Origin of the sequence: Erythrobacter sp. (assembly GCF_039988855.1) — a bacterium.
Classification (GTDB): domain Bacteria; phylum Pseudomonadota; class Alphaproteobacteria; order Sphingomonadales; family Sphingomonadaceae; genus Erythrobacter.
In genome coordinates, this window is the sequence record NZ_JBDXIY010000016.1 from 587,924 (window position 1) to 599,446 (window position 11,523).

At 55.3% G+C, this 11,523-nt stretch carries 10 protein-coding genes, 1 tRNA gene and 3 pseudogenes; 7 read left to right on the forward strand and 7 right to left on the reverse strand.

Annotated features, from left to right (window positions below; genetic code table 11):
• Window positions 1-17 precede the first annotated feature (17 nt).
• A complete protein-coding gene (locus ABJ205_RS10520; RefSeq protein WP_348159188.1) occupies window positions 18-887 on the forward strand; it encodes a dienelactone hydrolase family protein in 870 nt (289 codons plus the stop codon).
• Between the two features lie 163 nt (window positions 888-1,050).
• On the opposite strand, the gene ABJ205_RS10525 is transcribed toward ABJ205_RS10520, so the two are convergent.
• On the reverse strand, window positions 1,051-2,019 hold the full coding sequence (locus ABJ205_RS10525; RefSeq protein ID WP_348159189.1) for a complex I NDUFA9 subunit family protein: 969 nt from the start codon (window positions 2,017-2,019) through the stop codon (window positions 1,051-1,053).
• 246 nt (window positions 2,020-2,265) lie between these two features.
• Between ABJ205_RS10525 and ABJ205_RS10530 the strand changes: the two genes are divergently transcribed.
• A tRNA-Leu gene (locus tag ABJ205_RS10530) sits at window positions 2,266-2,352 on the forward strand.
• A 166-nt stretch (window positions 2,353-2,518) separates the two neighbouring features.
• Window positions 2,519-3,751, forward strand: coding sequence for an integrase arm-type DNA-binding domain-containing protein (locus ABJ205_RS10535; protein WP_348159191.1), 1,233 nt, complete (start codon window positions 2,519-2,521; stop codon window positions 3,749-3,751).
• Between the two features lie 130 nt (window positions 3,752-3,881).
• Here ABJ205_RS10535 and ABJ205_RS10540 read toward each other — a convergent pair whose 3' ends face one another.
• Both ABJ205_RS10540 and ABJ205_RS10545 read right to left on the reverse strand, forming a co-directional pair.
• A complete protein-coding gene (locus ABJ205_RS10540) occupies window positions 3,882-4,031 on the reverse strand; it encodes a hypothetical protein (protein ID WP_348159193.1) in 150 nt (49 codons plus the stop codon).
• Window positions 4,032-4,066: 35 nt separating this feature from the next.
• Window positions 4,067-4,171: pseudogene (locus tag ABJ205_RS10545) on the reverse strand (thermonuclease family protein); the annotation flags it as partial.
• On the opposite strand from ABJ205_RS10545, the pseudogene ABJ205_RS10550 reads away from it, so the two are divergent.
• From ABJ205_RS10550 to ABJ205_RS10560, 3 genes and pseudogenes are all read left to right on the forward strand, one after another.
• A pseudogene (locus ABJ205_RS10550) lies at window positions 4,165-4,954 on the forward strand (DUF2493 domain-containing protein). The pseudogenes ABJ205_RS10545 and ABJ205_RS10550 overlap by 7 nt on opposite strands.
• Window positions 4,955-5,024: 70 nt before the next feature.
• Window positions 5,025-5,294, forward strand: coding sequence for a hypothetical protein (locus ABJ205_RS10555; protein ID WP_348159194.1), 270 nt, complete (start codon window positions 5,025-5,027; stop codon window positions 5,292-5,294).
• A gap of 326 nt (window positions 5,295-5,620) precedes the next feature.
• A complete protein-coding gene (locus tag ABJ205_RS10560; protein ID WP_348159196.1) occupies window positions 5,621-6,019 on the forward strand; it encodes a single-stranded DNA-binding protein in 399 nt (132 codons plus the stop codon).
• Window positions 6,020-6,087: 68 nt separating this feature from the next.
• On the opposite strand, the gene ABJ205_RS10565 is transcribed toward ABJ205_RS10560, so the two are convergent.
• A complete protein-coding gene (locus ABJ205_RS10565) occupies window positions 6,088-6,354 on the reverse strand; it encodes a DUF6437 family protein (RefSeq protein ID WP_348159198.1) in 267 nt (88 codons plus the stop codon).
• 349 nt (window positions 6,355-6,703) lie between these two features.
• On the opposite strand from ABJ205_RS10565, the gene ABJ205_RS10570 reads away from it, so the two are divergent.
• Window positions 6,704-6,925, forward strand: a complete 222-nt coding sequence (locus ABJ205_RS10570; RefSeq protein ID WP_348159199.1) for a hypothetical protein — start codon at window positions 6,704-6,706, stop codon at window positions 6,923-6,925.
• Window positions 6,926-9,759: 2,834 nt separating this feature from the next.
• Here the strand turns inward: ABJ205_RS10570 and ABJ205_RS10575 are convergent.
• The 3 genes and pseudogenes from ABJ205_RS10575 to ABJ205_RS10585 form a co-directional block, all read right to left on the reverse strand.
• On the reverse strand, window positions 9,760-10,305 hold the full coding sequence (locus ABJ205_RS10575; protein WP_348510051.1) for a hypothetical protein: 546 nt from the start codon (window positions 10,303-10,305) through the stop codon (window positions 9,760-9,762).
• A gap of 6 nt (window positions 10,306-10,311) precedes the next feature.
• Window positions 10,312-11,202 (reverse strand): LuxR C-terminal-related transcriptional regulator, encoded by an 891-nt coding sequence (locus tag ABJ205_RS10580; RefSeq protein ID WP_348159202.1) that lies wholly within the window; start codon window positions 11,200-11,202, stop codon window positions 10,312-10,314.
• A gap of 226 nt (window positions 11,203-11,428) precedes the next feature.
• Window positions 11,429-11,523 (reverse strand): annotated as a pseudogene (locus tag ABJ205_RS10585) (IS5/IS1182 family transposase); the annotation flags it as partial.

Here is an 11,523-nt window from a genome sequence, read left to right on the forward strand (position 1 = left end):
TATGAGGATGAGACGCCATGTGTGATGAAGCCAAGTTAAAGGAATGGGCGCTCAGTCGCCGTCAATTGGGCGTTCTGGCAGGAGCCGCGGCAGTGACGGCATGCGCTCCCGAAGCGGTCACAGCGGGCACTGAAACCAGCGATGCGGCTCTTATCCAGACCAAAGTGAGCTTCGAAACCGCCGACGGCACGATGGACGGCGTCTTCGTTCACCCCGCTGAGGGTAAGCACCCGGCTGTTATCTTCTGGCCAGACATCGCCTCAATTCGTACGGCGAAAATCGATATGGTGCGTCGCCTCGCAGCTGAAGGTTTTGCGGTTCTGATGCTCAACCCATATTACCGCGATGTCGCTGGCCAGCAGTTTGACGATTTCACTGACTTTTTCGCCAATGATGGCTTCCCAAAGGTCACCCCGTGGCGCCGTAAGCTTGATGCTGATTCCATTGGTCGCGATGCCGGCTCAGCGGTGGAATGGCTTGATGCGCAAGCGGCCGTCGATACCTCCAAGGGCATCGGCACCCAAGGCTATTGCATGGGCGGTCCTTTCACCGTGTGGAGCGCTGCTGCTGTGCCGACCCGCATTAAAGCCGCTGCAAGCTTCCACGGCGGAGGTTTGGTGCGCAGTGACTATGAGAAGAGCCCGCATAAAGTTCTCGGGCAAACCGATGCCGGCTTTCTGATCGCTGTGGCGCAAGACGATGACGCCAAAGAACCAACGCATAAGGATGAATTTGCCGCCGCCGCTAAAGCCGCAGGGCGTCTTGCGGTGGTAGAGGTCTATGCAGGCGGCCACGGCTGGACCGTGCCTGATAGCCCCTCATATGCTGAGCCAGCGGCTGAAAAAGCTTACACCGATTTGCTGTCGCTTTACTCACAACAGCTCTAAAGTCAGATTTTCCTACTTGGACTTAGCGCACTAAAAGGCGCGAATGTTGTCCTTCATTTGCCCGCTTCTTGCCCGTATTTTTAGGGGTGAGCAGGGGGCAAAGGTTTTTGTGCCTTGGACAGTGTGTCAACTGTGTCAAAACTCGCGAAAAACCAAAGGTTTTCTAACTGTTGCTGACACACCGCTTATTGCGTTCATTGGCAAGGCCGAACCGGCCAAACTTGCGGTAACGCGTCATCCATTTGCCGAGGAACAGGCTAAGTGGGCGTGCACCAATGCCAAGATCGGCAAGCGTGTTGGCATCATCGGTAACCACGCTGCCTGCTTTGAGCAAGGCCCATTGATCGCGGCTCATCGGTGTCAAAGGCAGGGCCGCGAAAAGACCGCTCAGCGCGTCGGGCAGGGCAATAAACTTGGGGTCACGCCCGGCGGCGGCGGCGATGCGGGTGTTGATATCCATCATCGTCAGGACTTCGGGCCCGCCAAGCTCGAAAGTCTTGCCGCCATGGGTCGCAGGGTCTTCAAGTGCGAAAGCCACCGCTTCGGCAACGTCGTCAACAAAGACGGGCTGGAGCTTTGCATCGGAGCCAAAAACAGGAAGGACAGGGGCCATCTCGATAAGGCCGCCGAACATGTTGAGGAAGTTGTCATCCTTGCCAAACACGATGGATGGACGAAGCACAGTGGCGTTTTCAAAGCCCTCCATCACAAGGCGCTCACCCAGTCCCTTGCCCTTTGCATAGGCTGTGGGCGAGCTCTCATCGGCACCAATCGCGCTAACATGGACAAAGCCGCGCACACCGTTTGAGGCGGCTTGCGCCGCGATCTGGCCAGGGGCCTCGCCCATCAAGTGGTTGAGGTCTCCAGAAAAAGCTCCGACAAGGTTCACGGCATAATCGGTGCCAGTAAGCGCCTTGGTGATATGTTCAGTCCTGGTGATGTCGCAGCGTGCGAACTGAAGCTGGCCCAGATTGGCGAGGGGTTTGAGCGGCCAGCTCGTCTCAGGTTTGCGGCTAGCCACCCGGACGCGGGCACCGCGCGCAAGCAAAGCTTGGACGACGTAATTGCCGATAAAGCCGCCTCCGCCAAACACGGTGACAACGGCGCCAGAGAGAGTTGATGGTTTTGACATGGCTCGTAAATCCCAATGAGCTGATCAATTTGCGTCGGTCTTTGCACCAGTCTTTTGCGACAGTCTTTTGGGACAGTCTTTTCTGGGGCAAATACCGCAGGGTTTGTTGGGGTCGCCATGCGCCAATGCGAGCGCAAGGGCAAGAGGTGAGATCTACGCATAAGGTTTGCGTTGACAGAGTCGCAGCTGCAACGCTATCTGCGCGCGCCTACCGTGAAAGCGTGATCGAGAGCTTTTCACGACCGTGCCCAGATGGCGGAATTGGTAGACGCGCGTGCTTCAGGTGCACGTATCCGCAAGGATGTGGAGGTTCGAGTCCTCTTCTGGGCACCATTTGTTCTTCTCTTGTTCTCTCAGATAATCTATAAAACCCGCAGAAACCCTAGGGATTCCGCCCTTCGGTCGTTCCGGATCGTCCCGTTTGTTCTCGGGGGTTCCAGACATTTTTGCGGGCCTTTTGCGGGCCTTTGCGAAAACCACATTGAGAAAAGGCCCGCACATGCCTCTCACCGAAACTCGCCTCCGAGCCCTGAAGAAGAAAACCAAATCGTACAAGGTCGCCGACCAGCGAGGTCTATATATCGAAGTCACGCCGGCAGGCAGTAAGCTGTGGCGTTTCCGCTATCGTATCGGCAAAGTTGAGAAGAAGCTTGCCATCGGTAGCTATCCGGAAATCAGTCTGAAGGAAGCGCGAGACGTGACCTTTGAGGCGCGCCAGGCTGTTGCCTCAGGTCGGGACCCTGCCTTCGAGAAACGCAAGCAGAAGATACGCGAGGAGTTTCTCTCCGCGCAGACCTTCGAGACGGTGGCCCGCGAATACATCGAGCAGATGATGGTTCAGAATGGCCGAGCTGAGGCCACGATCGTCAAGGCAAACTACTTTCTCGACCAGCTGGCACCGGCAATTGGAAACCGGCCCATTCATGAGATCGAGCCCTTTGAAGTCTTGGCTCCTCTCAAGCGGCTCGAGGCCACCGGGAAACACGAAACCGCAAAGAAGTGTCGTTCGTTCGCTGGCCGGGTCTTTAGATATGGCGTTGCGACAACTCGCTGCAAATCCGATCCAACCAGTATGCTCAAAGGTGCACTGATAACGCCGAAGGCTACACATTATGCGGCCATTCTGGAACCCAAGGAGCTTGGCGGTCTGCTACGGGCAATCGACGACTACACCGGCTACATGGTGACAAAGTTCGCGTTGCAGATCGCGCCACATGTTTTTGTACGACCTGGAGAACTCAGGCATGCCGAGTGGCGTGAGGTCGACCTTGTCGATGGTGTCTGGAAGATCCCCGCAGGAAAAATGAAGGCTCGCCGTGCGCACGCCGTCCCTCTTTCGAAACAGGTCATAAGCTATCTGACAGACTTGGCCGAGATGCTAGGCCATGAAGGATATGTGTTTCCTTCAGCTCGGACTTCAAAGCGTCCTATGAGCGAGAACACCCTGAATGCCGCATTCCGCCGCATGGGATATTCCAAGGATGAAGTCACAGCTCACGGTTTGCGTGCTACGGCCTCGACGTTCCTAAACGAATCAGGATTGTGGAATCCGGATGCGATCGAGCGCGCCTTGGCGCACGGCGACAGCAATGCGGTGCGCGGCATTTACCACCGGGGTAAGCACTGGGATGAGAGGGTGCGTATGGCTCAATGGTGGAGCGACTATCTTGATGAACTCCGCTCAGGAGGAAAGGTCATAGAGGCGAACTTCGCCAGCGGCGGAGGTCAGTGAGCCTTCATGCTGCTCAGCCAAAGCAAGACCGGAGGCTCAATAGAAGCCCAAACAAGGAGACTGATGCCAGAACGGCAAACTCAATCCTGATTCCCAGATTTCGAAACCGTTGCCGCATTGCCTTGAGGCCTCAGTTCGAGGCGCTCTTGCGTCTAAGCTGATCGAAGCGGTCACCGATCGCTTTCCACGTCTCTACACCTGCTCCATCACCCTCTAAGGTCAGCCGCTCCACTTGCTTTGCTATGTAGGCGAGCCCCGCATCACCATGGTTCTTTTCCACCCATAATGCGGCAGCCCACCGTTCCTGATCGCGGTTCAGCACCATGGTTCACGTCTTCCGCTCCACGTCCTGGCCAACCCTTCGTTAACTAATTGATCGCCTAGTGACCGGCCATTTCGTGTCACGACACGCAATGTACGACAGCTTCATCGACCAGTTGAGCGGCCTTGACCTTTCAGGCCTCAGCATCAGGCCGGCCCCCTTCAACGAGACCGACTTTCCCTGCGAACATGCGATCAACCAGACGCTTGGCGGCGTATGGTCCGATCTGTTCGCGATGTTCTCCGACACTGCTTTGGAAGCCGATGCTGAGGATATTGCCTGGGGCGTGGTCAATCTGTTCCATCGCGCAGCCAGCCGCAAGTCGGCTCAGCTTGACCGGGCCAGCGACGAGGTTCGGCTCCTGCTGGAAGCCTATGTCAGGCTCGCGCACGAGCCATTCGCGTGGGCTAACATCGGCTGTAATCGATGCCCGAGATTTCCTTCGCGCACGCGCAGAAAGCCGGCGCCATGCCCTAATCCCTGAAGGCACTCCAGTCGTCTTTGCAGGTGGTCGCCAGAGCTTCGAGAGCGCCGCAGATGCGCGTGCCTATGCCGACAATATCTGGGCGACACTGGACAAGGTTCGCGATGCCGTTCCCGATCTCTTCTTGGTCCATGGCGGCGATGGCAAGGGTGCCGATCGCCTGGCAGCGAGCTGGGCTGAGCGTCGCGAGGTCCAGCAGCTGACCTATTCGCTCGATCGCCGTCTCGGCGCGCGCGCCGGGTTCAAGCGCAACGAGCAGATGCTCTCGCTCAATCCGCGCTACGTCGTCGCCTTTCCGGGAAATGGCGTGACCGAACGGCTCGTGATCGATGCCAAGGCGCGCCGGATCACTGTGGTCGATCGCCGCGGCCCCTTGGGTACCTCTCCGGGGTCCTGAGGGGCCCTTCAACATCTGAATCTGAACTGTATGGATGTGCATTCGGCGCCGACCCGACTATGCTGAGGTCATGCAACTGGACGATCTTCTGCAGCGCTACTTTGCCACGACCGACCTTTCCGGGGTTGCGCCCGATACCCTTGCAGCCGGCATCGAGCATTGTCGGGTCGACCTCGGCCTTGAGAAGGACCGGGGCAAGCGCTTTGCACTGTGGTCGTTCCTGCACATGTTCGGGTCGGCCCCCGATCTCGATGTGGCGTTCGAGAACGAAGAAGATCGGGAAGCAGCACGCAACTTCATGGATCTGCTGGCGGCATCGGAAGGCGAAGGCGAAGCCTGATTGGAAGTGCCGGTCACCGCACCTTCAGACCCACACCCCATACCCATCCGGCTTTCTTCGCGAACAGTCCTGAACCAGGTCAGCTGAGAACAGCAACCCGTTCCTTTCCGGCCGTGTTGGCAGCGTCTCCTTGCGCGATTGCGATCGCAAAACCGGTTCCCACTTTTGCTGCAATCGCTTGGGCGCTGCCTGCCCGCACCACCCGTTATGAACAGGTTCCCCTTCGGCCCTTCAGGCCTGCGGTGCAGTCCTCCCATGCCCTGCTTCTTCTGGATGTTCGCAAGCCGGAGATGGTCTCCGGTTTGAGGAACTGAAGGACTTACATCATGACCAATATCGCAATCCTAACCGGCCGCATCGCCCGCGATCCGGATACCCGCGAGACCAAGGGCGGCACAAATGTCACTGGGATCACCGTCGTCACCGATCGCCCTGCGCGAGACAAGGATGGCAAGACCTACAAGGATGAGAACGGCTACACCGCCAAGGAAAGCGAGTTCCACCGGGTGACCTGTTTCAACGGCCTCGCCAAGACCGTCGGACAGTACTGCACCAAGGGCCAGCTGGTCAGCGTCCAGAGCCGCATCCACTATACCCAGTGGGAGGACAAGGACGGAGTTACGCGCTACGGCACCGAGATCCTCGCGGACAAGGTCGACTTCCTCTCACGTGGCAACGGTTCTGGCGACGAGAGCGACAATAAGGATGCTCCCGAGATCGACTGACATCGATACCGGTCGCTCCTCCCAACGAAGAGGCTCTGCCGCAAGCGGCAGGGCCTCTTCTTCTGTGTTTACCCGGTTTCCTTCGTCGGGCTTGATGCGCGCGATGAACTGCTTACTGTCAGTTTCGCGATCGCCGCCGTTTCGCCAAGCTGGCCAAGCGCCTCGGCGACCTTTTTCAATCCCTTCTTTGAGAACTTCTCGATGCCGGTGCCAAGAATGACCTGTCCGACTTCTTTGGCCGCTTGTGCCTCAAGTTCTCGCTGTTTTGCATCAAGCGCCTCGCGATCGGCTTCGAGCTTCTGCAAGGCGGCAATTGCACTTCTATTTCGGGGCATTTCTTAGTCCTTCTGCTTCCCCTCTAAATTTCCTCCCCGCTGATATCTATGCTCGCGTCAGCGGGGTGTAGGAAAGGGTAATCGCAGCAGGCCGGAAACCATTCGAGTTGGAGCATAGGTGGTAGGTCCTGGCTCACGGATGTCCAAGCATGATGGCCTTGCGCCTCCCGCCTCAAGGACTGGCGGGGCCCCACCATTTTGCTTCCCTTCGCTTGCGCTCCAGTTCGACAAAATCGATGCCCCCACCGCCGCTTGCGCGGTCGCCCGTCCGGGCGATCCTGTGACCCGGGATACGCAAGACCATCCCGCGAACTCCTGTCGTCTCACGACAATTATCAGGAGGAATACAATGGCTTGTTCTACACACTGCACTTTACCGTCGCGCAGCTATTTCGAAGCTCTGGAAACCGCAGAAAAGAGAGCACTGCACAGTTTCTTCGATCAGCATGTCATCGAGGATGATGAGCTTGGATATTTCGCTCTCGACGAGGGTGACTACAACGCCTTGCCAGCGCATCTCACAGTACGTGTGGTCCACACCGTCCATAGCGGCATGCTTGACGAGTTTTGACCGCAATAGAGAGGGCGGGAACCGGAGACGGTTCCTGCCCTTTTTTCGTGTTCGCCTCTGTCAATGCTGTCGGATCAACGACAGACAGTCATGCGCTCTGACGGGCACCGCATGCTTTGCAGCGGCGCCCGAAAAAGGTACGGGAAATAAAATATTTAGATCAACGCGTTACGCCACTAGTAAGATGCCTCTTCTGGCCAGTAGCTCAAAGCATTGAAATATAATGAAAAATGGCGACAAGTGAGTCCTTCTTCAGGCCGGACTCTACTCAACACTGGAGGAAATCTAGGGGCTCAAGCCAACGTGATTCCCAACTTTCCTCCAATTGGCATGGGAGTCTACCCGCGTTGTTACGCATAAGCGCGGTTGAAGTAATGGACTGCGTAGCGGAGCCCGTAGGACGTCGCGAAATAGGTCATTGCCTTTGCAGTTCGGCGGCGAACGCCGCGGGTGTTGGTATCCAAAATAGGAGTGTGGTCGCTCCCGGTTTTAGTTTTCCACTCTTGGCGCGATCTCGACCCTTGCGTGGGCATGCTTAGGAACACCGTCTAGCCTCATTGAACCTAGGCTGGACGCTCCTGGTCTCTGGCCGTCTACACCCAATGTGCTGCACTTTTAGATAGTCTTTGGCCCCCTCTGGCAAACTCGATAATTGCTTTTGTTTTGGCAGTGCGGTGTTCCTCGGATGTAGGTCAACGCGTGAGCCATTTTAACCATACACCTGAATTAACGCATTTTAATTTTCAGATTGAAGGCTGAAATATCCCCATAGATCTGAGGGTGTTACATCACAATTATTGAGGGTCTTAAGCGCTAGGGAAGCGACAATGCGAGCATGAGATGGGGGTTAAACCTTTTCTTAAGTTCACAACGCTCGGCAATACGTGTGATACTGTAAATCTTGATCGTAGTAATCCAATCGTTATGGCTGAGTTTGAGGGATCAAGCGCTCAGATCCAAATAATTAGGGCCGTGGGTAAATGAAACTCGTTCAACGTATTCTGGATAAGGCCAGTGTTATAGCTGACTCCCGATCGAACTATACTCATAGTGTCGATGGATTCACGCTCACGATACCGATGCACGAGCTATTTGCGGCAGGGATTCTAAAGGAGAATCGCGCGCAAGTCGACTTAGAATGTCCTAGGATGACTGAGCTCTCGGCGGCGCAGAAGATTCTCCGGTTCCACAATGAGATTATCGCCATACTGGACCCACTGGGACTTCCAATTAGCCCGGTCCTGGACATCATCTTAGATCTGTACACTAACGAGGTTTGCGAAAGAAGAGTGACAGTGACGGATGCTGGAATAGCTGGGCATTGCTCCCCTACGACCGGGATACGTTGGATCACGGTGTTAACGGATTCTGATATCGTTCAAAAGACGACGGATCCTGCTGATCAGAGGCGGACGTTTGTTTCGTTGACTACCGCTGGCCGCGAGTTAGTCCAAGATTGCATCCGGGTTCACCTGAACGATGCAAAGAGCGAGACGTACGAATGATGGCACCGTGTTCCGTCTAAAGAGTGGGACGATCTACCTTAAGGGTCGAAAGCTGGCGGTGCTTAGTGCAGCCTGTTATTAGGACGCGGGGCTTCAGTGATTTTTTGAGAAACGCTGTCGCACTTTATGCCATAACTTTGCTCCGGCTTCCCCATCTTGTGCCATCTGCTGAACTTGCTGCTATGCTCTGTAAAACCGACCCTATCTGCTATGGCGCTTCTGGACCCACAGCGTCATCGCCCCGATTTTATTTTCACGGCTCATTGGGATGGATACTCAGCTCCCTGAGACATAGCGATACACCTGCCACAATGCCCAGCCTAGGGTCGCGAACCATGCAAGTGACAGGGCACCAAATTCGAGTTCGAGAAGGCTAGGACGACGCATTTTCAGTCCGCGGCAGGAACTGCACGCGATGCTCTAGTTCAGTCGTCACAGGCGCATCCTTTGGGTTTCGTATAGTTCTTATCTCGAGCATTACAGCTGTCGCCGCAAGCCTTGCCTTTCTTGCAGACTTTGCAGCAGGCCTCAGCAGCGTGGGCATTGGCGCACATCGGACCAGCAGCGGGCGGCAACGTTGTGGTTGATAATGTCATTGCAGTTAAAAGCAGTTTCACCGTGATCCCCGGTTCGCACCTTTTTGACAGATAAACGAAAGCTCGGAAGTGCACCAGATAACTGGGCTCAAGCGTACAAGTGCCCTAGCTACATTCTTTGTTCACGAGCGCATCAATGGCATGACCGACGTATGCAGCAGAAATAAGCTCCCCACACTCATCAAGTTCTGCGAGAACCTCCCTGAGCTTTGCCTCGCACCCAGCTGCCTGTGGCTTTACGTCCTTATCACCCATTCTTCCGTAACCTTTTGCGTGCGGCGCGATAAAAGTTCCACTGGCATACAACCAATACGTCGTAGCGATTATTCTGCTGGCACGCATTGTGAAGTGTCCTGAGCTAGCATGTGTCGACCGCAATACTGGCCAAGTGCAGCCCTCGTTACATTTCAGCTGCCAAGGCGCTTCTAGATAGTTACGACCAAAGGCGAGGTCGGACCACACACCCGGAGCCATCTCATTTACGACCTGAAAGAGAGCGCTTTCGTCGGCGCTCGCGTCTTAGGCCAAGCCATAGAAGGTACGGTGCAAGCAGAATACTGCGCCCTCGGGGTTAAGGTAAGTGTTGTCTTGCTTTGGGCTCTGGTACTTCTCATGTTCTTCTTCGTTCAGAAGGACAATGGAGAGTTGCAAGTTACAGGATACTGTAGAAGATCTTTAGGGAACAGAGCATGAAAACAACCCCTATTAACAGGGGGTCTAATTGAGCTAACTATCAGAAATCGCTTAATTCATTCTGAAGAGCCCTATAGCGCTCATATTTTCGCCACGGAACCCAGTCACGTACTGGTTTGCCCCGCCGAACTTTGCGCCATCGGAGCGCCGCCGCCAGCAAGACAATCAGAGCCACTGCGATGGTGGGAACACCCTTCATCAGGTTGTACGCCATTACAGCCATTTCCGAGTTTTCACGGGTGAGGCGAACGAAATGCGTCAGTAACGCGATGAGTTGGATGCCAGCGCTAAACAGGGACCAGATTCGCGACGCGTACAGCGCGATGAGTGTAAAGCCTGCCAAACCGACGATGTCAGAGGTTAGTGCAATGAGGTCGAGCTCGCGATAGACGCTGTCGAGTGCATCGCCATATCCAACGCTCTGGATTAGAAACATAGCGAGGATGGTAATGACGCCAGCGCGCTCAGGCGAAAACCATTGATTGCGCTGATTATCGCCACCAATCCACGCCGCCAGAAATAAGCAACCGAAGTACACTGTCATGATGGCGGCTATTCTAGGGTCGCTTAGATCTGGTAATGACATAGTAGGCTAGGCTACCACGCTCAGCGTGGCCTGCGCGTTCTCTTTGTTTGGGCAACGCCAGATAATGTCGGCACGTTCCTTTGCCAGCTTCTGAGCCGCCATGTGAGATAGGGCTGCGCTCTTCGACAGCTCGCCACATTTCTGCGCAGCCTTACTCAAATGCTTGAAGGTGCGCGCGCTATCAATCGTGGGGATGCCGTTCTCTCTAGCCACTTCGTTGGCTAGGGAAAGCTGTTGGGCAATCATCAGTTCAAGGTTGCGCAAAGCGTCCTCGATCGAGTGGAACCCATCACTTAACTGCTGCGGTTTAGTATTATTCATCGATCTCGTCTCCATAGTAGGTGACGAGGGCTCTGTTTCGAAGCGTGCGGTGATCCAGTCGCTCATAAAGAACATACCGGCCACCATGGTTATGGCGGTTAAAGCGATCAGCACGATTGCGATAGGTCGCCAACCTGGCCCGAACCACGCATCCAAAGCCCTCCAACCGGAGGAGCGACGATCACGGATGAACTGCTTAAAGTCAGGATCAACATAAAGGTCGTGAAGCTCGCTATACCTCCCGGTCGAGACCAGTTGGTGAATGGAAACGCTGGTTCCGCGTAGCTGTTTTTCTTTGAAGACCGGACGGTCGCATTGATAAGAAGCAATCAGATATGCAATCTTGAGCGCTGACAGGTTGGCGATGGTGAACTTTTCTTTGACGCTGTCCAGATGCTGCGTGATGCGGGTGTAGCTGATTTTCAGGTCGCGGGCGATTTCCTTGCGCTCCCGGTAACATACAAGCTCTCTCATGACTTCCGTCTGCCGATCCGTCAGGCTGTCCAATATGACCCGCGAGCGAGCTGGTGTGAGCTGCGCGATCTGAGCTTCATCCGGAGTTAACTGGTCGACCATAAGGGACTGGTGGCATTTGAGAGCACAAAATTGTAGTATGGACGTGTCTGACGCTACCCTACAAGACAGCAAGGCTGTATGGTCTGCCAGCCGTGAACTAGTCTCTGGTTGCGTCCGAGAAAAACGTAGATTTTTCCCAATTTGGGAGGGTAGGCGTTGAAGAAAGACAGGCTGAGTAGGCCGAAACCGTGTCTTTGAGTCCCCCTTTTGCGTCCGCTACCAAACGGTGCGCGCGGATGACGGTGCTGTTAATCACCTGGAAGCCGTCTGGTACTGGGCCGCTGTTATTGAGAGCATCGAGCACCAACTTCCACAGTCCCG